This window comes from Sphingobacterium sp. 40-24 (assembly GCF_001899705.1).
In the GTDB taxonomy this organism is placed as follows: Bacteria; Bacteroidota; Bacteroidia; order Sphingobacteriales; family Sphingobacteriaceae; genus Sphingobacterium; species Sphingobacterium multivorum.
Genome location: NZ_MKWH01000026.1, coordinates 126,229 through 149,424, shown reverse-complemented (window position 1 = coordinate 149,424; position 23,196 = coordinate 126,229). Strand labels below are relative to the sequence as shown.

The following is a 23,196-nucleotide window of genomic DNA, read 5'->3' as shown; positions in this document are numbered from 1 at the left end:
GTATCGACATAGGCAATTAAATAGGATTACGATTTATTTTTTAGCGCTGCTATAAATAGCGCAACCCAGCCAACGATCAAAGACAATCCTCCCAAAGGCGTGATAGGTCCTAAAATAGACGGATTGCCAAAGCCGGTTATTTCTCGCACACTTAAGACATACAACGATCCTGAGAAAAAAAGTATACCAATGAGGAAAGCAATAAATGATACTTTAATCGAGTACGTCTTTGCTCGCGAAAAAGTAGATAAAAATAACAGGGCGAAGGTATGATAGAAATGATACTGGTTTGCAGTTTTCCAAGTTTCAATATGATATGTACTTACCTTTCCTTCTAGACCATGAGCGCCAAAGGCACCTAATATTACAGCTAATGCTCCCAACAACGAAGCGGCTAAAATGATTTTCTTATTCATTATGTTAAAGTGAATGCTGAAAATGAGTTTCTAGCGATAAATGTATTAAAAACAGAGCAAAATAAGGAATTTTTTGTTAAATTTCTATTACAAAGGCGCATTATAGCAACGATTTTCTATCTCTTCCCATATATTTTTATTAGGTTTGTTTTACGTATGAATCATCATGAGCATCGTGCAGCTCACCAAGATCTTGAACGAGGTTCAAGATTTGTATATCCTTGATAAACATCTGCCGCATGATAACTTCATCACCATTTAAAAAACAAGTTTAGTGTACTTATCTGCTGAAAAGAAAATGAGTACCTCATAAATAGTTGTTCTGCTAAAAACTGCATTTTTAATCGTATCGACCAGCGGGTTAGTGACGATTTATTCGAGTTCTTATCAGGCATTGAAAAAAATAAAAAGGATGAAAAAAACAATCATCATCACTGTTATATTATTCATCGCGGTCATCGCGGCCACGATCTATCTTTTTGGAGACTTCAATAAAAACAATAAACAAGATTCTAAAGCTTTACAATATCTTCCTGAAAATACATTAGCCATTGCCTCCTTTGCCAATGATCAGACTGTAGATACGATCTTTAACGACTATGAGCTCTTTAAAGCCATTATTGGCCAACGCAATTTCAGTAATTTGGAACGTCTTAAAGACGAATTATTACGTAGCGAACAGGTAGCACCTCTTGTAGCGGGGCAGCAAATATTACTGTCCTTTCACCAGGAAAAAGATCAAATTACTCCGCTATATAGCGTCCAGGTTGGTCAAAGCATTGATAATAACGCGCTGGCAACATTGCTTGGAAACGTCGGTAAAAACTACAAGATACAACCCTTTGACACCTTAGGCCAACGATTTTATGGGCTTAATCAAGGTACTAAGGATAGTACACTTTATTGTGCCTATTCCCACGAAATCATTTTCGCCAGCTACTCTAAGCAGGTGCTTTCCCAGATCTTTGATAAACAGGTTAAGAAAATAAGTACCAAACAAATCGAGTTCTTCGTAAACCATAATAATAAAAACACACCACTTAGTCTCTATTTTTTCAATGAGCAACTGTCGCAAATTGCTCGAATATTAATGAAATCCAAATTTGGTACCTATCTCAACCTGATCGATTCGCTGAAGGGCCAAACGTCCTGGAACATGAATTTCAAAAAGGATGCTTTTATCTTTAAGGGTGAAACAGATCTCACGGCGAGCAAAAATAGCTACTTACAGTTATTTGCCACGCAGACGGCTCAAGTGCAAGCTCTGGGGAACTATCTCCCTAAAAATGCAGCATCTTATATAGACTTTAGTATCTCTGATCCCCATAGTTTTCGCAGCGGATTAAAAGCATTGTTAGTACAACAAAAAGAAGATGCTCGATTGACGAAAAGTATAAAAAACTTTGAAGAAGACAGCAAAGTATCATTTGACAGTATCATTGCGCCAATTTTCAACGATGAATTTGCACTCGCGGAACTGGACAATCAGGATGCGATTGGTTTGATTAGCATTTCGGATTCCACACAATTTGCCGATAATCTTAAGAAATTCAGTACTGCTGTAGGGGATTCGATCTATCAATTTAAATATTCGAATCTTTTACATGCATTATTTGGAGAACCTTTCAAGAGCTTTACCCGACCCTATTTCACCATTGTAGACAATATCATGGTTGTTGCTAGCCGAACAGGCATCTTGCGAGATTATCGTGAATCTTTCCGGGAAAAGCAATTTCTTTCGGGTACTGCAATTTTCAAAAATCATGCAGCATTGCAGAATAGCCGCAGTAACGTAACGTTCTATTTAGAACCTAAGGCTGGTAAAAGCAATATTCTGGATAACTTAAAAGCTGATTTCGCAAAGAACTTTAAAGATGAGGATGAATATGGCTTTCAAAATTTCTATTCATGGTCCTATCAGCTAAGTGGCAACCAAGGCACATTTTCGTCCAGTTTATATGCACTCTTTAAGAGTGATACGAGACTGGGGGGCAAACCAGAATGGACAGCTCAACTGGAGAACCGAATTATCAATAAACCTTGGATTTTAGATCAAGATGGGAAGAATAAGTTTATCCTGATTCAAGAACAAGATCACACGGTACATGCATTTTCGCCGGATGGAAAAGAGCTTTGGCAGAACCTCTTCCAAGGTGAAATTTTGGGCGAGCCAATTCAGTTACAGGATCTCAGTATTATCGCCGTTACAAAAAACCGCTTATATCGTTTTATGCCAGATGGTAAAAACCGAACCGGTTTTTCAGTTGAATTGCCATACTCGGCAACTTATGGGGCTACAATTGCCACCTTCAATAAAGAGCAACGTATTTACATTCCCGCAACAGACCGCATTCTTGCCTATACACTCGACGGCAAAAAAGTGGAGGGCTTTGAAAATAATAGCGTGGACGGGCGAATTTTATTCGATTTAAAAACAACCAGTTTAGGGCAGACCAATTATATTATTGCCGGTACAAGCACTGCTTCCGTCTATTTCTTTGATCAAAATGGTAAGGTCATCCATAAAAAAACATTGGATACCGATGGGGAAAGTGTTAAAAATCCAATTGGTTTAGTTGCAGCGTCGGATGAAAAGAACTCCTTCATCTACTTGGCAAACAATAAAGGTAGTGTCTTCAAAATTCCTTTCGAGGGCGAAACCAAAAAAATAAAACTGGGTGACTGGGGCAAAGATGCGTTCTTTAATTTTGAAGATATTAGCGGTGGTGCTGACAGAGACTTTGTTATTCTAGCCAACAACAAACTGAATGCCTACAGTGCAAGAGACTCTTCTTCCTACTTTGAATATAAATTCATCGAAGAGGCCAGTAACAGACCGTTGTTTTTTAAACGAATAGGTAAATCTGATATCATTGGCGTAGGAACCGACAATCGCATGATCTATGTCTTCGGATCTGATGGCCTGGTTCAGGAAGGATTCCCTGTAGAAGGTTTTTCAAAATTCTATTATGGACCGATTAACTATGGCGACAATGCCAATTATCTAATCTGCATGAAGCGGGATTTCAAGATCTATGTATATAAGTTTTAAAAACCTGAAAATCAATTTTTTAAAATCAACACCAAATGCTCTAAGATGCTAAAAGATCTTTATAAAAAATTTGTCTAATCTAATTTTTTTATAGTAGGTTTGCAGACTTAATATGACTATGCTGAAATCGGAAGAATTAAAAGAGTTATTGGCTGAACCAAAACGTATTGTAATTACAACGCACTACAAACCAGATGGGGACGCTTTGGGTTCATCTTTAGGATTGTACTTTTGGTTGACCTCGAAAGGACACCAGGTAAATCTCATTGTACCATCAGACTTTCCTGCTTTTTTGGATTGGCTACCTGGCTTGGAAAATGTACAAATTTATACACAGGGTATTGACCTGCACAATCAACAGATTGACGCAGCTGAATTAATTTTCTGCTTGGATTTCAATGGTCTTGCCCGTATTCACGAAATGGGTGAACCTATTCGTCAAGCGAAGGGAATCAAATGTATGATTGATCATCATTTGGATCCGGAAGGATTTGAAGACTACGCTTTTTGGGATTCATCTGCAGCGGCGACCGCACAATTGATCTATCGCTTCTTGATCCATGAGATGCAAGATCCAGACCATATCAGTGCAGACATGGCGACATGCCTATATACCGGTATTATGACCGATACGGGCTCTTTCCGCTTCCGTTCGACTACTGCTGAAATTCACCGCATCATTGCATCACTCATTGATTGCGGCGCACAAAACTGGGCTATTCACGAAGAGATTTATAATAGTTCGTCTGAAAGCCGCCTGAAATTCTTAGGATTCTGTCTACTGAATCGTCTAGAGGTTATCCACGAATATAACACCGCCATTATCCATGTAACCAAAGCGGATCTCACGCAGTTTGAAGTTATCACCGGCGATACCGAAGGACTGGTCAATTATGCACTTTCAATTAAAGGAATTCGATTGGCTGCTTTAATTATTGACAGAAATGAACAAATTAAACTATCTTTGCGTTCGATTGGAGAAGTTCCTTGCAATGAGATCTGTAAATTATATTTCAATGGGGGTGGGCATCTTAACGCTTCAGGCGGTAATTCGAAAGAAAGCCTCGAAGCAGTGATTGCTAAATTCAAATCGGTTTTACCAAATTATAAAGAAATATTAACAAAATAAGATATCGTAACATACATTAGAAAATGAAGAAAGCAATTCTATTTTTCGCGGCTGCCGGTCTTTTGATGACGTCATGCCAAAAATTCAAAAAGGCTGAAGGTGGTCTTGAGTATAAAATCGTAGATGATAATGCAAAAGAAAAAGCAGTATCAGGCGATTTATTAGCACTTGACATGGTTGTGAAAACGGACAGAGATTCTACAATGCAAAGTACATATGACATGGGAGTCCCTCAAATCGTTCAATTATATCCAGATAGTATCATCGCAAAAAATCCAGGTGACCCTACTGGTTTATTCAAATACGTAGGTGAAGGCGATAGCTTGGTATTCAAAATCAACTTGGATTCTATGGCTGCTAAAACACACCAACCAAAACCAGAGTTTGCAGATAAATTCATTGTTTATTCGATCAAAGTCAAAAAACACTTCAAAAAAGGAAAATTGACAGACCAACAATTGGGCGAACAAGTTCAGAAATATTTTGAAGAAGAATTGAACAAACACAAAGCTGCTGAACCAGCTAAACTTGAAAAATATATCAAGGATAAAAACTTGAAAACAACAAAAACAGCTTCAGGTCTTCAATACGTAATCACGAAACCTGGAACAGGAACAAATGCAAAAGTAGGTGATTCTATTCATGTGAACTATGTAGGTTCATTAACTACAGGAAAAGTATTTGATACAAATCTTCCAGATGTAGCTAAAAAAGAGAAAGTTTTCAACCCTCAACGTCCTTATGAGGCATTAAAGTTCCAATTAGGTGTTGATGGTGTGATCCCAGGATGGACTGAAGCTTTCCAATTGTTTAACAAAGGTACAAAAGCAACTTTAGTCATTCCTTCATCTTTGGCTTATGGCGATCGCCCTTCAGGTGTTATCCCTCCATATGCTCCTTTAGTATTTGAAGTAGAAGTATTGGATATTAAACCTGGAAAAGTTCCTGCTCCTACAGCAACAACTCCAGGCATGGTAGCGCCTACTGGAACTACTGCTCCAGCGGCAACAGCTCCTGCAACGAAAGCTCCAGCAGCAAAAAAATAATTTGACTGTAAATTTCAGTTAACAAAAAAGCGGTTTCACCAAAATGAAACCGCTTTTTTGTTATTCCTGTTTTTATTGGTTATGCGTTAACCTTCTTATCTTCTTTTTTGATCTTCCGTATTTTGAGCCACAGTATTACTACGGCCAATATAAAACTGATGATCATAATGATGGTTAATGCGATCAGGGCCTTATCGGTATGGTAATTTTCAGCATGCTGAATAAACATTAACCTAAAAATTCGTAGATAATGGGTTGATGGGATTACATTTGCTATTGCCTGTACCCATCCTGGCATTAGACTCGACGGCCAGGTAAAGCCACTCAAGATAAATGCTGGCGTTGCAATGACCATAAGGACTTCTGTCGATTTCAATTGCGAAGGTAGGACAATGCTGACGAGTACACCGATAAAACATACGGCGAGCAGAAAGACGAAAGTACACAGGACAAAGCGCCCAAACTCGGCCTGTAAAGGCATACGGTAATACTGACCAAAACCCCAATATAAAACCAGAATACCAATAGACATCAAAACATAAGGTAATATCTTAACAAGAATAAGCCCAATTGGATTACCGATTTTACGTACAAGCTCTGGAAATGTATTACCTTCAAATTCGGAGGAAAAAGACAAAGCCAAGCCTAAGAGCAAGACCTGCTGCAGCACGGTAATAAGCACTCCCGGCAGCATAAAATACAGGTAATTTCCACTTCGGATATTTTGCTTAACAAAAGTTGTCTTAAAAGGTTCGTACTGCTGTGCAGCAATCTTTGCGGGAACACCACGTTTCATTTGAGCCTGAATCTGTATGCCCGCTTTCAACGTCGAGGCACAAACATTAACAGCCATCATGGCTGTATTGGAGGTCAACGTATTGGCACCATCTACGAAAACAGTCATTTCGGGCAAACGTCCCTGTTGTACTCCAGATGCAAAACCCTTAGGAATATGCACAATCGTTGTTGCCTCATATTGCATGGCAATATCTTTTGAATCAAATAAGGACGGTAATACACGGGCAACGTCAATACTCTCATTATCGGAAAGCATATCAATAAATGAACTGCTTAAGGGGCTATTATCCTCATCAACCACAATGATCGGCATCTGCGTTACCTTACCTTGTTGATAGACGTGCCCCACCAAAACACCGTACAATACAGGTGCCCCCAGAAAAAGCATCAATAGCACTTTATTATTGAAGAAGAGCTTAAACTCTCGTTGGATCAATTCTAAAAATTTTTTCACAGTCAAGCTCTTTAATTCGCATGGAGAACCACAAGCGTTTTTGTTAACAAATCTTTGCTACCGGCAGCATCTTCAGGGATAACCTTCAATTCAAATACAGCCTGTTGCGGATCGAAATCAGGATAAGCTGAGGCGATGCTTGCATACGAATTTAAGGCTTTAATACTAATCACCTTCGCTTTAACCTTTTTATGATTCAAATAAGGAATTTCTACTTCCACGGCCCCTCCTTTTTGAAGTTTTCCCATTTTATTTTCGGGCAATGTGAATCTAAAATAGGTCGATCGATCGAGGAAACCATTTATAATGGGATAACCAGCCATCGCCAATTCACCGACTTTCAGATTAATCGTCTCCACACTCATGTCCTGTGGAGCAATGACATATTTCTCCTGCGCAGCAACATTGACTTCAGAGATCGCTCCAAGTGCACGTTCTTTTTGCCCCAAGGCCATAATCTGCTGTTCCTGTCTAGCCCCACCCCTTGCTTCAGCTAATTCAGCCTGTGCTGCAAGATATTGATTTTTGGCTCCCTGATATTTGGCGTAGGTCTCGTCGTACTTTTGTTGTGGAATAAGACTGTCCTGCAGAAGGGCATCCAAGCGACCTATAGATTTTTTCGCAAATTCATATTGTTCCTTAAGTCCATCAACCTTCGCTTGCAATTGCACGAGTTGTCCTTTCGTAGCGCCCCGGACTGCCATGTTATATTGTGCATCAGCAGACTGTAGTGCCCCTTTTGCCTGCTCTTCTTTAGCATCCACTTCGGGAATACTCAAAATAGCCAAGGTATCACCCGCATGCACAAAGTCACCTTCTTCAACCAGAAGCTTCGCAATTTTTCCCGGGACCTTTGTCACAACCGTCACTTGCTCACGCTCCACCTTACCTTCAATAGGCTTCTCCTTCACTTGATTTGTACAAGAAACAAAAATAAACAACGATAATATCCCATATAAATTCTTCATGTTACTCATGTATAGTTTGTAATAATTTTCCTGATGTATGTAGTAATTCGACCGCAGCAGTACGTTGCTGCAATACATTGTTAAAATAACCCAAATTAACTTTGTACCAATCGTTTTCAGCAGCCAATAACTCCGTAACATCTATTAAGCCGGCTTGATACTGTTTAACAGCCATAGAAAGGTTATTTTCGGCAACTTTCAACTGCTGTTCTCCCACTTTCAACTTTTGGTTGCCAGTCGTATAGGTGACTGTATTCTTGCTCAATAATAGATTTAACTTTTCCTGCGTATCTTCCCGCTTGGTTGTATTGATATGTTGATCGAGTTTGACTTGCTTAATCTTATTGTGATGTTCCCCGCCGGTATAGAGATCCCATTTAACCCCTACGCCGACCATGACATTGGGACTTCCCTTGATGGAATTAAGTGGCAAATTGACTGTACCAAACAGGGGTTGGTCTTTCACCGTGAGTTTAGAATTGAAAACATTCAGATAGTTTGCAGATCCAAAGGCAAAGACAGCAGGAAGAGCTCCCCCCTTCTCTTTTTTATACAGATATTCATACGCTTTTGAAGAAGCATCTAGCGCTTTCAATTCGGATCTTTGTTCGACATCACGTGGTAGCTCTGACAAAAATATAGGTTTAAGTCCATAATGAATTCCACCAACCTCCTGAAAAGACACGCCAGTTTCTTGTTCGATCTTTTGGCACAACAAATCCCGATTGCCAGAAAGTTCTACCTTTTTCTCTTCCAATTCCAGTAATGCCAATTTCAATTTATCTCGATCATAAGGTATTGCAAGTCCATTTTGAATCGCTTTATTCACCTTTTCCTGCTCTTTCTTTAATCGCTTTTCAGAATCTACAATTAATTTATCCACCTCATCCAACAACATTAACTGATCAAAAGATGCTATAATATCCTTTGAGAGTGTCTCTCGACTGGCCGATTCTAAATATTGTTGTGCCGCAGCTTTCTCCTGCAAGGCTTTTATTCCATTCGGAATCTGTAATCCGGAAAAGATAATCTGCTTTACAGACACTCCCGCATAAGCAGCTTGCCCATGCATACTAAATCCTGTTGCTCCTTCAAACAGGCCTAGGTTCAACAAAGGAATATTAACTGTAGGAATATCAATACTCCCATTGCTATGTACATAACCGTATAGCCCGAGTGCGGAGACGTGCGGCAACCGATTTGCTTTAACACCATCAGCTTCCAGACGTGCTTTATCGACTTCGTAAGCCTTCAATTTCAATTCTTTATTTGTCTGAAAGGCTTTTTGAATAATGTCTTTTACCGATGGGTCAATCAATGATTGCGCATGTAGTTTGTTTATAAACATAACCGACGCCAAAGTCAACAAACCCAGGCATAACCTCTTATTCATCATATGATTCATTTATTCTTATAAAAATAGGACAACAACCGCCTCTTTTATCTGTTTAACAGTAAATCTTACGGTATGTTTGACTTCTGACTCTTTTTATTACGACCTATCTTTCCAAGGGGCAATAATAATCGTTACTACTGTCCTCATGGCATGAAGGGGCGGTCCTCCTCCTAATGGCGTTTTCCAAGATACGAAAAAGGAATTCATCTCAATCGAAGGAATCCTGTATTAATTTTCATTTTTGCTAATTAATAAGTTATCTTTGGAGATCGAATTGAAATTTTGGTAATTAAGTCTACCACTTTATTCGATAATAATAAAAACAAGTTTTTACCCTAACCCACTGCTTCCACGCAGAAAACTATGTTGCTTACAGATACACATACACACATTTATTACCATGCAGGAACCGAAAAACTGCAAGAACATCTACAACGTTGCTTTGATAATGGCATACAACGCCTTTTTTTGCCGAATGTGAATAGCGCTTCCATAAAACCTGTATTTGATACCGTAGCAGCTTATCCAGAACATTGTTTTCCCATGCTTGGATTACATCCCTGCGACGTAAAGGAAAACTATGTGGAAGAGTTAGAAACCATCCGAAAGAGCTTGGAAACACACAAAGTCCATGCCATAGGTGAGATCGGGCTGGATCTTTATTGGGATAAAAGCACGCTTGAAATTCAAAAAGACGCCTTTCGAACTCAGGTTCAATGGGCTAAAGAATTAAATCTACCAATCGATATCCATTGCCGGGAAGCCTTTACTGAATTGTTCGAATTATTGGAAGAACTCCACGGCGACAGACTGTTTGGCGTTCTGCACTGCTTTACGGGCAGCCTGGAGCAGGCCCATCAGGCGATCGATTTAGGGTTCGCCCTTGGTATTGGCGGGGTCGTTACCTTTAAAAAAGCGGGCTTAGATCAAGTGGTTAAAGAAATCGACTTGAAGCATATCGTTCTTGAGACCGATGCACCCTATCTGGCACCTGTCCCTTTCCGCGGTAAAGAAAATGAGAGCAGCTATTTGGTTTACGTCGCTCAAAAAGTAGCCGATCTGCATCAGATTTCCGTCGAGAAGGTAGCCGAAATCACAACAGAAAATTCAAAACGTATATTTGGTATATAATTTCAAAACTCAATGCATAATATCTTTATTATCTACACAGGTGGGACCATTGGAATGGTTAAAGATGAAACAGGAACATTCGTTCCTTTCGACTTTGAATTGATCAAACGTAATCTCCCTGATTTAAGTCGCTTAGACTATAAGCTGACCGTGCACTCTTTCGAACCTATTATCGATTCATCAAACATGAAGCCTGAAATATGGATTGAAATGGCACAAATTATTAAGGATAACTATGCGAATTACGACGGTTTTGTTATTCTGCATGGTTCCGATACAATGGCTTTTACGGCCTCCGTACTGAGCTTTATGTTGGAAGGACTCCAAAAACCGGTCATTTTATCCGGCTCTCAGCTACCTATCGGTGAGATCCGAACGGACGCCAGGGAAAATATGATGACAGCGTTGGAAATCGCTTCGGCGAAGCAGGATGGCATCTCCATTATCCAAGAGGTATGTATTCTTTTCGACAATAAATTATTCCGCGGCAATCGCTCATTTAAATATAATTCGGCCAAATTTGAGGCCTTTAGATCGCCAAACTATCCTGTATTGGTCGAAGCTGGTATTCACCTCAAATACAATACAGATGCTTTATTAAATAATATTGATAAAGAATTTATCCTACATACCAAACTGGACAACAGGGTAGCTGTATTAAAATTATTTCCGGGAATCTCTGCGCAAACTATCAAAGCAGTCCTGGATTCCGATGTCCGCTCCATAGTTATGGAAACATTTGGATCGGGCAATACAACCACCGACACCTGGTTTCTGGATCTATTGAAGGAAGCCATTGAACAAGGTAAAAATATCCTCAACATTTCACAATGTAAAGTAGGGTCTGTTGAATTAGGTCGTTATGAGACTTCACAAGGACTTAAATCTATCGGCGTGCTCAATGGCTACGACCTTACATTTGAAGCGGCAGTAACTAAATTGATGTATCTTCAAGGTGAGTTAGAAGATCAAAAAGAAGTCGCCTATTGGATTGAAAAGGATATTCGTGGTGAATTGACAATCAATGACTAATGACCAACGGTACAAAAGTATAAAAAGGGAGCTGCACGTCATGCAGCTCCCTTTTTATGATCAATTTCTATGAATTCCTCCCGCAGATTTATTTTCGAGAAAAGGTGATATTCCTATTCGTGCGTCAAACTAGCCAGCACTTCCGCAACAACAAAATTGCTTCCGCCAACAAAAATTAGGTTACCTTGCTGATACGCCTCTTTTGCTGCATCAAACGCGGCTTCCACGGATGGATAATCGAGTCCAACTAGACCAAATTCCAAAGCTTCTTTTCGCAACACATCCGCTGGCATTGCACGCGGCATATCCGGAGCGGAGAAATAATAGATTGCATCCTTCGGCAGATAAGGCAACATATGGGATAAATCCTTATCACGCATTGCCCCTATCACAAAGTGCAATTTATCATAAACCGTTGTCGCCAAATTTTTGAGCACTTCATGAATTCCGTCCTCGTTATGCCCTGTATCGCAGATGATAAATGGATCCTTAGACAATTGTTGCCACCGCCCTTGAATTCCTGTACTTGTTTGCACGTTTTTCAGCGCGCGATGAATATGTTGATCACTGATCTCAAAGCCCAGTTGACGTAACTCATCCACAGCTAATAACACGCCGGCAAGATTTTTCACCTGATAAGAGCCTTTAAGATCGAGCTGATATGTTGCTTGATGACCGTTAGGATCAATAGCCTGTACTGTTAAATAATCTTGGTCGACTGCCAGCATCTTGGTCTCATACTTGTCAGAAGCGAATTGTATCGGCGCATGCTCCATCGCTGCTTTATCCACAAACACAGCAGCCGTTTCTTCGGCATATTCCGAAATAACGACAGGTGTATCTCTTTTGATAATTCCCGCCTTCTCCGCAGCAATTTCTGCCAGTGTATTACCGAGAAGATTCATGTGATCAAAACCGATATTGGTAATTACGGACAGCAAAGGCTGAATAATATTGGTGCTATCCAAACGCCCGCCAAGGCCGACTTCAATGACAGCGATATCAACCTTATTCTTCTCGAAATAATCAAAAGCCATGGCTACAGTAATTTCGAAAAAGGATGGACTGACTTCTTCTATAAGCTCGCGATGGGTATTGACAAAATCGACAACAAATTCTTGCTCACATAACTGTCCATTGACACGAATACGTTCTCTGAAATCCAGTAAATGTGGTGAAGTATAGAGACCGGTCTTATAGCCTGCTTCGGCCAAAATAGCGGCCAACATATGGGAGGTAGATCCCTTTCCGTTTGTGCCAGCAATATGTAAAGTTTTGAATTTTCGCTGTGGGTCGTCCAACGCAGCGCAAAGTTTGATGGTATTGTCAAGGTCTTTTTTGAAGGCAGAGGCGCCATCCCTTGTAAACATAGGCAATCGAGTATACAGATACTCAATTGCCTCATTATAAGCATTCATGTGAATGATTTTTATCTTAATCTAAAATTGAACACAATCCGTCCCGTCTGTGAGTCGGGAGCATTCGGCAATTGGTTTAGCCTAGCGCCACGTACAGCACGCTCACATTTCTCCAATAACGATGGATCGGTGATCGTCGTTCCTTTTACACCAGCACGCGCATAGGTGATAACTCCTTGCTTATTGACTCTAAACTCCACAGCAACCTTTCCTGCTTGCTGTCCATTGTCGTCGATACTTGGCCGTTGCGTAAAACTTCGGTTTTCAATAGACAACATCATGTTACCGTTTCCAGATCCTCCTTCGCCATAATTACTTGCTAAAGGATCACCTAGTTTGGAACCCTGATTTCCAGGTGTTGTTCCTGTACCATCACCAGCTCCTTTACCATTGTTTTTATTTCCTTTAAAAAGTGCTTTAGCGTTTGCCTGCGGAGCCACTTCCTTCACTTCTTTGGTGGTTTCAGGCGCCTTTGATACTACCTTTTTTTCGGTTTTTGTTACCGCAGGAGCATCTTCCAGATCTTGCGTAGCGACTGCCTTCTCCGCAACTTGCTGCGTTGGAGTTGGGGTAGGTGTTTCGACAGGATCGATACGGTCTGGGCGCTCATTATTCGCATTGGGATCTACAGAAGGTTCCTCAACGCTCATATAGTCATCCCCCATACCTTCGGGTGATGTCCCATAATTAACGATCATTCCCCCCATTCCATATTCATCCGGAGCCTGTGCCTTAAAAACAACAAAAAAACCAATCAAGAGCAACGATGCCATGACTAGAGTCGATATCCCCAGCGCTTTGGGGAAATTATTTTCTTCATGTTGAAGATGATATCTCATCGCATTAATCTCCTATATTAACATATGAACAATAAACTCTCAAAAAGTTTAATTATTCTTACTTATCTTTTTTGGGTTCTGTTGCCAATACCACTTTAATCTTCAATCGATTAGCTACATCCATAACAGAAATAACATTTTGAATAGGAACCGTATTATCGACATAGAGCATAATTGTCACTTCCTCGCCTGCAGCCATTTGGGATTGAATTGCAGCCTCCAATCCTTCAATTGGAACGGGGTTTTTATCAATAAAATAGCCCAAATCTTTTGTAATCGATACCGTGACGGTCTTTTTAGCAACAGATTGTTCTCCCGCACTTGACTTTGGCAACAATAGCTTCACCACTTGCGGATTAGAAACTGCAGAAGCCAACAGGAAGAATAACATCAGGAAAAACATGATATCATTCAGCGCTGAAGTATGTACTTCCGCAGATGGTTTATTTTTTCTACTTCGTAAGTTCATTATCTTCCGGGTTCATCCAATAAATCAATAAATTCTACTGCATCCGTTTCCATCCGTAAAATCAATCGTTCCACCATCATATTCAGGATATGGTAGCCCAAATAAGCTAAGATACCCACCGCAAGACCTGATGCAGACGATACCATTTTTACATATAGTCCCCCAGATACAGAAGCAATATCAATACCACCAGCTAATTCCACGTCGTGGAAAATCTTAATTACTCCAAAGATCGTACCTACGAAACCAAGCATAGGGGCAATACCAGCAATAATACCCAAAATATTGATGTTCTTTTCTAACTTGGCAACTTCCAATTTACCCACGTTTTCGATCGCTCCTTCAATATCTTTGATCGGTCTGCCGACACGCAATAAGCCTTTTTGCAACATGCGTCCCAAAGCTGAGTTACTTGAACGAACTACAGCTAACGCTGAATCCAAGTTCCCCGACAACACATTTGCCTTTACTTGCGACATTAAGCTGTTGTCATATTTTGCAGCACGACGAATCGTCAAATAACGCTCAAAAAAGATAACCAATCCAATAAAGAACAACAGTAAGATTGGAACCATAATCCATCCCCCTTTGATCATCATATCGATCAAACTCATGTTTTCTGTAGGCGCAGCAGCAGGTAATGGTTGTTGTGCAGCTTGATTAAACGAATCCACAGCAGCCCGTGCTGTATCTTGTACTAATGACATAATTATTAATAGTTTTATATAGTTTCTATAATGTTTCTACCCATGCACCTTCAATCTTTTTCTCAACAGATTTCTTAGCGAGGTCTGCCTCGGATTTTGTCATGTAGGTATTTAAGATAATTTTCTTTCTATTTCTTTTAAATTTTCCCTCTACTGCGCGTGCCGTTTTGTAGCCCATTTCGCGAAGACGCTTAGCTTCCTGCTCGGCTTGTGCCATTGTCTTTGCAGAACCTATTACCAATTGATATTTGGGCTGCGCTACAGGAATGGACTCTTTAATCACAGGATTTGCTTCCAGAACCGGAGGTTTTGCTGCAGCATTGGTCACTGGTACAGCTGCTGTCTTTTTAACAGAATCGGCTACATTACGCTTAGCCAATGAATCGACTTGCTTTAAACTATCGGCTTGCGTATTGGACAAGGTATCAGCAGGCATGATCGGCTTTTGTTGAACAAGGGTATCTGCCGTCTTTACGACAGGTTTGGTCGACCCGAATAACGAATCCTTTAATGCAGGATTGGTGTAAACGACCGCAACAGCAACCATTGCCAGCACAATAATTCCAGTCATCCAATACCAGATCGCATTTGAATTACGCGGCTCTTCCTCATAGATATTTGGTGCATATGCCGAATTGGCGTTAGCCGACGCAATAGCACCGATTTCTTTTTTTGAAGCGATTTCTTCCTCTAGAGTAACCGATTGATTACTACCAGCTATCAAAGCTGCCTCCACAGGTTCAAGCTCCTCCGTTTCCTCTTTTGTTAATGGAGATTCTTCGGTTTCATCATCATTAAGATCATTTGCCAATTCAGTTTCCTGTACAGTCTCATTCAATACAGGATCCTTTACAACGGCCGGCTCGTGTGCTGTTTCAGTTTCCTCTTCAACCTCGATCGTTTCGTCTTGATCATCTGCCGTATCCGAAATAGACTCCCCGACAGGCTCTATGTTATGATCAGCTTCCACTACAGGATCTTCTTCAACAACAGGGGCATCTTCAACAGCTAAGTTCGTAAGTTCTTCTTCTTTCGCTTCTTCCAAAGAAGAAACGACTGTTTCAATCTCTGGTGCAACAAGATTTGTAACGGGCTGGAAATCGAATCCAGATAGATCCAAGGGTTTGAAGACTAAACTTGCGCCATAACTAATCAATAAGCCAAGATCATCCAATTTGACCTGTCCAAATTGCCCCAAATCAGCCCGCAGGTTCTCAACAGTTTCCGACAAGATCTGTTGTGCCTGATTTAGGCCCAAGTTTTCCTGCTGTTGGATATAATGAACAATATTAAACCCATGTTGAGCAGAGTAGTCCAGCTCAACATAAGAAATTGGTGGCAAAAACACATTATTTTGTTTATCGAACTGAGCCGGAGAATGAATTCGTTTGAACACACCTATTCCGGGCACGTATACTTCCGCATAACGTTTTAATAAACTATTGATGTTTTTGCCTAGATTCATCGCGCACTATGTTTAAGATGCAAATTTATAATCTTAATTCGTTAAAACGAATAATTAAGACCACCAATTACATTAAAGCCCAATCTTGGGTAATACATATAACGTTCGTATTCTTTTCCAAAAATGTTATTTGCTTTGACGAAAATACCAAATTGTTTTTTGATTCGGTATTCTGCGCCTGCATTAAGATCAGCAAATGAACCTATTGTTGCCTTATGCCCACTGTTGGAAATACGACTGCCATCTGTGTTATAATCATAAATATATGCATAGGTATTGCCTTGTGTAGAAAGTTCAGCATCTACGAAAAATTTATCGGAGATATTGAAGCGTGCATTAGCCTGCATGCGGAATTTGGGCAAGCCCCATGCTTCTTCCTCATCACTCAATTTATAATCGTCTATATACACTTTTCCGCCTAGATTAACCAGCTGCGAAAGACGTACATTGATTTCCCCTTCCAATCCCATATGTTTAGCCTTATTGATCACGCCATCATAAACAACATCAAAAGCCCAAGGAACATAACCATTTTGACTATCGCCAAATGCACTATTTTTAAATAAAGGCAGTCCCTCTATCTGCTTGTAGAAGACCTTCACTTTATACCCAAATGTTGCGCCAGCATTTCCTTTCAAACCCGCATAAACATTCATTTTCTCAATCGAGTTGATCATTTTAGCGTTAGGAGCCAAATACGGATTCTCTTTAGCGAAACTACGGAAAGAAGCTTGTTTTACGCCACCGTTAATTCCGGCAAACAAAGAGATATATTCAGGTGCCAAAGCAAAATCAGCCTCCACCGATGGGAAAATATTGAATCTTGAGCTATCGCCAAATTCAGAAGTTAAATTCGCCCCCAAGGTTACGTTATAGTTGTCGCCCTTAAAACGAATATATGGATTGATAACTGCTAAGTGATTTTTTACCTCGGCACTATCTTTCACGTTATTCATTGTCACGCTTAAATTTGCACCAACATTGAATGCACTTAAACGTTTGTTCAGATAACCGGATAATGCGATGGAATTTTCTTTGGCTTTGTAGGCATCTTTAAACAAATAGCCATCAACTTTTGCGGAATAGCTTAATGCCTGCTCATTTTTTGGATCCACATTACTTGACAGCTCTCCATTCAAATAGATATCTGTAAAGGTCTGTTTATCCGGAGTCGTATTCAACAAAGTTGTTCCCGATTGGTCAAAAGTCTGACCATAGAAATTCGTTCCATAACGATTGTATCCGATGGTACCTTTAACGGTTACGGCATCCAATACACGGCGACCAAAGATACCGATATCCTGTGTACTGAACTTCTGTCCATCAATATTACCCTTTTGGCTCAAATGCTTTGCAAATAAGCCAAATCGTGTGTTTTCAAACTGCTCAGAAGCTAAATAAGCCTCTCCCAATATACTGTTATAGTTACCGATACCAAATTTGACATAGTTGCTACTATGCTCAAAAGGTTGCGCAAAAGGAATCTCCTGTACATTCAATTGTTTCAACCCCGTATTGATATCCAATTTCTTGTCCAAAATATTGTTGTAGGACAATTTGGGTTGGTATTCCCGTTTGTTGGTCATATCCGGACTGCGGCGGATTTTTACAGCATCCGCAAGAATTGGTTTATAATCACGAACAACATCAAAAGAATCGATAGTGACCGGTTTTTCAGGATCATTCTTCTTGCCTGTTTCCTGTGCAAAAGAATTCAATCCCACGCCCATCAAAAGCGCTGCTAAAGTATATTTCTTCACGTTTCTATTTTGCAACTTCTTCATTGTATCCTATTTCTTTTTGTTGTTCAATTTATTTAGACGTTCTTTTGCTGCTGGCAAAATATCATCTTTCGCATCATAGTTATCCACAATCGATTCAAGTGTAGCTTTTGCTTGGAAAGTATCCCCCTTACCTGCATAAGCATCTGCCATAGTGATAAAACTTTTCGCTACCCAATATTCGTACGAAGAGAAATTATCAGATAGATCCATAGCTGTCTTAATACAAGCATCGTATTGTTTATTTTCCAATTGCAGAACTGCAACATTGTATTTTGCTTCTGCACCGAAGACGGTACGGCTCTTCAATGCTGCTAAACTGAATTCTTTCATGGCTTCAGTTTTCTTATTCTGCTTCACATAACATTTGCCGGCATACAAGAAAGCATTTGCGATCTCCTCTTCCGAAGACTTCTCGTAATTCTTGACAGCATTGGTATAATTTAAGGCTTCTTTATAATCCCCAATCTGAAAATAAGAGACCATGAGGTTATTTATAGCGAAACCATAGTTAGCCTTATACTCAGAAGTAAGCTCCAGTTTTTTCAACAACTGTGTCGCTTCGTTATATTTCTTTTGTTTCAAATATAAATTGGAAACCGAAATCAACGTGCGTTCTGTATAAGGAGACGTCCAGTCATTCAAGATAATATTGTAATCATGTAATGCATCTTCTGTATTACCCAGAGCTGCGTTACTTTCAGCACGAACAAAACGTGCATATTTCTCTTGATTTGGTTTCGGGAATTTGTCGAAATATGCATTTACAGCTTCCACCGCCCCTTGATAATTACCTCTGGAGAATAAAGTCGTCGCAGTCGAGAATGAGCGTGAATCTTGTTCAGATTTCGAAACGTCACCTAAATTTGTTCCCGTTGCATATTTGATATATCCTGTTGCATCGCCTTTGTCCAAATAGATGTTCTCAATGGAACGCATGGCCTGTCTCGCTTCATCTGTTGATGCATATTGGTCAACTACACGTTGGAAAGTTGCCAATGCAGCATCATTGTTATCTTGATTATATTGAACCAGACCAATCGTCACCAAAGCACGTGGCACATAACTACTGCGCGGATATTTTTCAACCATTGTTTGAAGGCCTGCAATTGCCTGATCACTTTCTCCCATCAAGAAACGTGTATAAGGAATCTCAAAAGCAATATCGTCGGCATAATTCGAACTCGGGAATTGCGCAATAACAGCATTCAATGTTGAAATTTTACCATTGTTATCCCCTTGTAATCCTTGAATAATACCACGTTGGAATAAAGCGTAATCCTGACTAGGAGCTTTAGAAGAGATTAACTTATTGTATTCTGTTAATGCTCTACCGTAGTTTTTCGAAGAGAAATAAGAATCACCTAAGCGTGCAATTGCATCATTACGTGTATTCATTTCAATTCCTTTCGAACCACCAGACGCTAAGAAACGCTCGAAGTAATTTGCCGCCGTGCTGTAGTTACCATTACGGAAAGCCGCATAGGCTAACGCATAATTGGCATAGCCATACACATCCGTTTTGCTAGCTCCCGGCAAGCGTAAGAATTTATTGAAATTTGTAACCGCTTCACCATATTTACGAACTTCGTACATGGCTTCCGCTTTCCAATAGGTGGCTAAAGCGTAAATTTCCTCGTCATAACGGAACTCTTCGGAGCGCATGAATAGGGAAATTGCATTTTCAAAAGCACGCTCGTTATAATATTCCAAACCTCTGTAGTAGGTTACCTTTTGATAAGCTGCGTTTGCTTCTTTTCCACGTTTAGGGATAGATTCCAAAATATCAACTGCTTCGCGGTAGTTTTTTGTACTCAACAATACTTCAGCAAGTAAAGTTTTCGCTTCCTCCAAACGTTTCGATTTTGGATACGTTTTCAAGTATTCTTGTGTAGAAGCCAAAGCCACTTGGTGGAATTCCAACTCATACGAAAGCTTAGCATAGTTGAATAAGCCCTCTTCTTGCATTGCCGGATCAAAATCCAATTTCGAAGCCCGGAAAAATGCATTACGCGCAGATTGCTTATTGCCTTTCTTCAAGAAAGCATCACCTAGGGTAATCATCGCAGACTGATAATAAGCGTCAGGCTCGGTCATTTTTTCCAATTCCGTGATCGCTTTATCGTAATCCTTCAATTTGTAAGCGATGTAACCGATTTGGTAGCTATCCTGATTATTCTGCGTCTTACCTTGATCTTGTGCCTGGAATTTATCGTAATACTCTTTTGATGTTTTTAAATCACCTTTGATAAAGTATGTTGCCGCTATAATACGGAACATCTCTGTTTCATTTTCTTGTTTTGTCCGCGACAAAATTGGCAATGCATAATCCAATACATCGTCGTAGCGTTTATCCAAGAAATACAAAGCAGTGATATAATAGGGGTAACTATTTTCGAATTGTTTGGATCCATTCAAACGCTCAAATTCATTCAACGCCGTTTTATACTCGGCGTCTAAGTAAGAAAGATACGCGTAATAATAGATGGAAGCTTCCTGAAATTCAGTTTTTTGATCTTTCAATCCTTCAAATAATGGTTTCGCCGTTTTATAGTCTTTAGTCATAAAGGAAGCGTATCCATATTTAAAGCGATATTCTACATTTTCTTTACCTGCTAAATTTTTGCTATCGATCTTATTAAACCACTCTAAGGCCTTAACATAATCTTTTTTAGCATAATAGGATTTACCGATTTGAAAATAAGCTGCTTTAGCATTTGCACTGACAGGGAAATCTTTAATGTATTTCAGAAAACGGTTTTCGGCATCGGATTCGCCCAATTCCAGTGCGCAAACTGCTTGATAATACCGTACATTCTCTTTCAACAAAGAAAGTTCCTCTGTTTCGTCCAATTGCAAGTTGGATTTTGTCCGCAAAGCTTCAACACGGTCAAATTGGGCTGAAGCAGAACTAAATTTTCCGCGTTCATACAATTCCATTCCTGTTTTGTACGCCTTGTTGATTTGTTGCCATTCTGTCTGTTGCGCTAATGCTGGCGTCGCCATAACGGTTAATGCAACTCCCACCTGGTAAATCTTCTTATACATAATATGTGAAACCTTAATATGTTATTTATCTGCAAATGTAAATGAATCTCCCTCCAACCCGAGATAAATTTGCTTTTACGGGCGAATTTATCAAAAGCTTCTCAGCCATGAAAGGCTTTAAGATAGCCCCAAATTTATTGAAAATCAATTCAAATCTCCACTTCTTAGGGAGATAGTTTTATTCATTTTACTAAATTATACTTTAATTGAGCTATTTTACACAAAAGTTATTAACATCTGTGAATAATCCTGTATTATAACGGAAATTTTGCACAAAAAATATGCCCGACAAAAAATAAAGTCAGGCATACTATTGTTGCATTAGAAAACAGTGTTATTTAGTCTCACACGTGCATTAACGCAGGGCGAAACCAATTTCAACTATCCGCGTTGCCCTGCTAGTAGATACAAGACAGCCATGCGCACAGCAACACCATTTTCAACCTGATCCAAAATAATTGAATGTTCGCTGTCCGCGACATCCGATGTGATTTCGACCCCTCGATTGATTGGTCCGGGGTGCATAATTGTAATTGGCTTCTCTAAAGAATCCAAAATCTCTTTATTCAATCCATATAGCATGGAATATTCTCTTAAGGAAGGGAAATAGGCAATATCCTGACGCTCCAATTGAATCCGTAACATATTTGCAACATCGCACCAGTTCAGCGCTTTTCTCAAATCATGCTCTACCTTTACACCCAATGAGGTAATATGTTTAGGAATTAATGTGGTCGGACCACAAACCATCACTTCAGCACCTTGCTTTTGAAGACATAAGATATTCGACAAGGCAACACGTGAGTGTGTGATATCCCCAACAATAGCTACTTTACGACCAGCTACATCGCCATAGCGTTCACGAATTGAAAATGAATCAAGTAAAGCTTGTGTAGGGTGTTCATGTGCTCCGTCACCTGCATTGACAATCTGTGCATCAACATGTTTACTTAGAAATACCCCAGCCCCGGCATAGGGATGCCGCATTACAATCATATCAACCTTCATGGCCAGAATATTGTTCACCGTATCGATGAGTGTCTCCCCCTTACTTACGGAAGAGGAGGATGCTGCAAAATTCACGATATCCGCAGAAAGCCTCTTTTCAGCTAGCTCAAAAGACAAGCGTGTACGTGTAGAATTTTCAAAAAACACGTTGGCAATCGTAATATCCCGTAATGACGGAACCTTTTTAATTGGCCTATTTAATACCTCTTTGAAATTACTTGCTGTATCCAGGATCAATTGGATATCGTTCTCATTTAGATCTTTGATCCCCAATAAATGGCGGGTACTTAATTGTTCTGCTACAGATGACATTTTATAGTATATTCAAATATTTACTAATCATTTTTTATTGAAAGTGCCTGTTTCCAAAGGTCACCAATAACCTTCAGCTATATCGTTAGGACACCGCTATGAATCGCTAGCTGACGTTTTCTTTTCCGTAATCAAGATAATACTATCCTGATCCTCTGACTCTTTCCAGTTAACAATTACCTTTTGTGAATCAATAGAATCTACCTGTATTCCGATATAATCAGGCTGAATAGGAATCTGTCTAGAGAAGCGGCGATCGACCAAAACAAGCAATTCTATTCTTCTTGCACGGCCAAATGCCTGTACAGCATCCATTGCCGCACGAATAGTACGTCCCGTCCATAAGACATCATCTATAAAGATGACCTCTTTACCTTCTACAATAAAATTGATATTTGTGCTATTTGCTAAGATTGGACCAGTATTCCCTTTCGTACGGAAGTCATCACGATAAAAGGTAATATCCAAATCGCCAACTAAAATCTCTTTTCCGATCATTTGTTCAAGCTCTTTGACGATACGTCTCGCTAAGAAAGTTCCTCGGGGTTGAATACCTATGACGACAGCATTTGAAAAATCACCGTGATTCTCAATCAATTGACGACATAGTCTTTGAATTGTGATTTGAAATTTTGGTCCGTCTAATAAAATCGACTGTTTCATTATGGGAATGTTTGAGCAAAGCTACACTTTTTTTAACAAAAACGAAGCCATGAACGGCAATTAA

Annotated in this window: 18 protein-coding genes; 5 read left to right on the top strand and 13 right to left on the bottom strand. The window is 39.8% G+C overall.

What is annotated here, in order from left to right; translation table 11 throughout:
- Positions 1-26 precede the first annotated feature (26 nt).
- The gene (locus BGP15_RS10820; RefSeq protein WP_046672738.1) at positions 27-416 is read right to left on the bottom strand and encodes a DUF423 domain-containing protein; all 390 of its coding nucleotides are present in this window, start codon (positions 414-416) and stop codon (positions 27-29) included.
- 412 nt (positions 417-828) lie between these two features.
- Between BGP15_RS10820 and BGP15_RS10815 the strand changes: the two genes are divergently transcribed.
- The 3 genes from BGP15_RS10815 to BGP15_RS10805 all read left to right on the top strand — a co-directional run bounded on the left by BGP15_RS10815 (position 829) and on the right by BGP15_RS10805 (position 5,643).
- A complete protein-coding gene (locus BGP15_RS10815) occupies positions 829-3,468 on the top strand; it encodes a hypothetical protein (protein WP_286769501.1) in 2,640 nt (879 codons plus the stop codon).
- A gap of 118 nt (positions 3,469-3,586) precedes the next feature.
- Positions 3,587-4,597: a DHH family phosphoesterase gene (locus BGP15_RS10810; RefSeq protein ID WP_286769500.1), complete on the top strand. Its 1,011-nt coding sequence runs from the start codon at positions 3,587-3,589 to the stop codon at positions 4,595-4,597.
- 23 nt (positions 4,598-4,620) lie between these two features.
- Complete coding sequence (locus BGP15_RS10805) at positions 4,621-5,643, top strand: FKBP-type peptidyl-prolyl cis-trans isomerase (protein ID WP_046672741.1); 1,023 nt, start codon at positions 4,621-4,623, stop codon at positions 5,641-5,643.
- A 79-nt stretch (positions 5,644-5,722) separates the two neighbouring features.
- Here the strand turns inward: BGP15_RS10805 and BGP15_RS10800 are convergent, their stop codons facing one another.
- Genes BGP15_RS10800 through BGP15_RS10790 form a run of 3 tightly spaced genes read right to left on the bottom strand, consistent with a single transcriptional unit; the run spans position 5,723 to position 9,259 of the window.
- Positions 5,723-6,895 carry an ABC transporter permease gene (locus BGP15_RS10800; protein WP_201640105.1) on the bottom strand — a complete coding sequence of 391 codons (1,173 nt, stop codon included), beginning with the start codon at positions 6,893-6,895 and terminating at the stop codon, positions 5,723-5,725.
- Positions 6,896-6,906: 11 nt separating this feature from the next.
- Complete coding sequence (locus BGP15_RS10795; RefSeq protein ID WP_286769499.1) at positions 6,907-7,863, bottom strand: HlyD family secretion protein; 957 nt, start codon at positions 7,861-7,863, stop codon at positions 6,907-6,909.
- A 1-nt stretch (position 7,864) separates the two neighbouring features.
- The gene (locus tag BGP15_RS10790; RefSeq protein ID WP_231585215.1) at positions 7,865-9,259 is read right to left on the bottom strand and encodes a TolC family protein; all 1,395 of its coding nucleotides are present in this window, start codon (positions 9,257-9,259) and stop codon (positions 7,865-7,867) included.
- Between the two features lie 363 nt (positions 9,260-9,622).
- Here BGP15_RS10790 and BGP15_RS10785 point away from each other — a divergent pair, with 363 nt between their 5' ends.
- Positions 9,623-10,390, top strand: a complete 768-nt coding sequence (locus tag BGP15_RS10785; RefSeq protein ID WP_286769498.1) for a TatD family hydrolase — start codon at positions 9,623-9,625, stop codon at positions 10,388-10,390.
- A 12-nt stretch (positions 10,391-10,402) separates the two neighbouring features.
- Positions 10,403-11,422 (top strand): asparaginase, encoded by a 1,020-nt coding sequence (locus BGP15_RS10780; protein ID WP_046672745.1) that lies wholly within the window; start codon positions 10,403-10,405, stop codon positions 11,420-11,422.
- A 113-nt stretch (positions 11,423-11,535) separates the two neighbouring features.
- Here BGP15_RS10780 and BGP15_RS10775 read toward each other — a convergent pair whose 3' ends face one another.
- The 9 genes from BGP15_RS10775 to pyrR form a co-directional block, all read right to left on the bottom strand.
- Positions 11,536-12,840 (bottom strand): bifunctional folylpolyglutamate synthase/dihydrofolate synthase, encoded by a 1,305-nt coding sequence (locus tag BGP15_RS10775; protein ID WP_286769497.1) that lies wholly within the window; start codon positions 12,838-12,840, stop codon positions 11,536-11,538.
- Positions 12,841-12,851: 11 nt separating this feature from the next.
- On the bottom strand, positions 12,852-13,679 hold the full coding sequence (locus tag BGP15_RS10770) for an energy transducer TonB (protein WP_046672747.1): 828 nt from the start codon (positions 13,677-13,679) through the stop codon (positions 12,852-12,854).
- 58 nt (positions 13,680-13,737) lie between these two features.
- A complete protein-coding gene (locus BGP15_RS10765; RefSeq protein WP_286769496.1) occupies positions 13,738-14,148 on the bottom strand; it encodes an ExbD/TolR family protein in 411 nt (136 codons plus the stop codon).
- Positions 14,148-14,855, bottom strand: coding sequence for a MotA/TolQ/ExbB proton channel family protein (locus BGP15_RS10760; protein ID WP_046672749.1), 708 nt, complete (start codon positions 14,853-14,855; stop codon positions 14,148-14,150). Before BGP15_RS10760 ends, BGP15_RS10765 begins: the two co-directional genes overlap by 1 nt.
- 25 nt (positions 14,856-14,880) lie before the next feature.
- Positions 14,881-16,320: an HU domain-containing protein gene (locus BGP15_RS10755; RefSeq protein ID WP_286769495.1), complete on the bottom strand. Its 1,440-nt coding sequence runs from the start codon at positions 16,318-16,320 to the stop codon at positions 14,881-14,883.
- A gap of 41 nt (positions 16,321-16,361) precedes the next feature.
- Positions 16,362-18,104 (bottom strand): TonB-dependent receptor, encoded by a 1,743-nt coding sequence (locus BGP15_RS10750; protein WP_286769494.1) that lies wholly within the window; start codon positions 18,102-18,104, stop codon positions 16,362-16,364.
- A 6-nt stretch (positions 18,105-18,110) separates the two neighbouring features.
- Positions 18,111-21,149, bottom strand: coding sequence for a tetratricopeptide repeat protein (locus BGP15_RS10745; protein WP_115046620.1), 3,039 nt, complete (start codon positions 21,147-21,149; stop codon positions 18,111-18,113).
- Between the two features lie 381 nt (positions 21,150-21,530).
- Entirely contained in the window at positions 21,531-22,469 is a 939-nt protein-coding gene (locus BGP15_RS10740) for an aspartate carbamoyltransferase catalytic subunit (RefSeq protein WP_046672752.1), read from the bottom strand.
- Positions 22,470-22,565: 96 nt separating this feature from the next.
- On the bottom strand, positions 22,566-23,132 hold the full coding sequence (gene pyrR / locus BGP15_RS10735; RefSeq protein ID WP_115046618.1) for a bifunctional pyr operon transcriptional regulator/uracil phosphoribosyltransferase PyrR: 567 nt from the start codon (positions 23,130-23,132) through the stop codon (positions 22,566-22,568).
- Positions 23,133-23,196 lie beyond the last annotated feature (64 nt).

What these genes read in the sequence shown, in the direction of transcription:
- BGP15_RS10810 (WP_286769500.1), top strand. Translation starts at nt 3,587, where the DNA reads ATGCTGAAATCGGAAGAATTAAAAGAGTTATTGGCTGAACCAAAACGT.
- BGP15_RS10815 (WP_286769501.1), top strand. Translation starts at nt 829, where the DNA reads ATGAAAAAAACAATCATCATCACTGTTATATTATTCATCGCGGTCATC.
- BGP15_RS10795 (WP_286769499.1), bottom strand. Translation starts at nt 7,863, where the DNA reads ATGAAGAATTTATATGGGATATTATCGTTGTTTATTTTTGTTTCTTGT.
- BGP15_RS10770 (WP_046672747.1), bottom strand. Translation starts at nt 13,679, where the DNA reads ATGAGATATCATCTTCAACATGAAGAAAATAATTTCCCCAAAGCGCTG.
- BGP15_RS10790 (WP_231585215.1), bottom strand. Translation starts at nt 9,259, where the DNA reads ATGATGAATAAGAGGTTATGCCTGGGTTTGTTGACTTTGGCGTCGGTT.
- BGP15_RS10780 (WP_046672745.1), top strand. Translation starts at nt 10,403, where the DNA reads ATGCATAATATCTTTATTATCTACACAGGTGGGACCATTGGAATGGTT.
- BGP15_RS10765 (WP_286769496.1), bottom strand. Translation starts at nt 14,148, where the DNA reads ATGAACTTACGAAGTAGAAAAAATAAACCATCTGCGGAAGTACATACT.
- BGP15_RS10740 (WP_046672752.1), bottom strand. Translation starts at nt 22,469, where the DNA reads ATGTCATCTGTAGCAGAACAATTAAGTACCCGCCATTTATTGGGGATC.
- BGP15_RS10775 (WP_286769497.1), bottom strand. Translation starts at nt 12,840, where the DNA reads ATGAATGCTTATAATGAGGCAATTGAGTATCTGTATACTCGATTGCCT.
- pyrR (WP_115046618.1), bottom strand. Translation starts at nt 23,132, where the DNA reads ATGAAACAGTCGATTTTATTAGACGGACCAAAATTTCAAATCACAATT.
- BGP15_RS10750 (WP_286769494.1), bottom strand. Translation starts at nt 18,104, where the DNA reads ATGAAGAAGTTGCAAAATAGAAACGTGAAGAAATATACTTTAGCAGCG.
- BGP15_RS10805 (WP_046672741.1), top strand. Translation starts at nt 4,621, where the DNA reads ATGAAGAAAGCAATTCTATTTTTCGCGGCTGCCGGTCTTTTGATGACG.
- BGP15_RS10760 (WP_046672749.1), bottom strand. Translation starts at nt 14,855, where the DNA reads ATGTCATTAGTACAAGATACAGCACGGGCTGCTGTGGATTCGTTTAAT.
- BGP15_RS10755 (WP_286769495.1), bottom strand. Translation starts at nt 16,320, where the DNA reads ATGAATCTAGGCAAAAACATCAATAGTTTATTAAAACGTTATGCGGAA.
- BGP15_RS10745 (WP_115046620.1), bottom strand. Translation starts at nt 21,149, where the DNA reads ATGTATAAGAAGATTTACCAGGTGGGAGTTGCATTAACCGTTATGGCG.
- BGP15_RS10785 (WP_286769498.1), top strand. Translation starts at nt 9,623, where the DNA reads ATGTTGCTTACAGATACACATACACACATTTATTACCATGCAGGAACC.
- BGP15_RS10820 (WP_046672738.1), bottom strand. Translation starts at nt 416, where the DNA reads ATGAATAAGAAAATCATTTTAGCCGCTTCGTTGTTGGGAGCATTAGCT.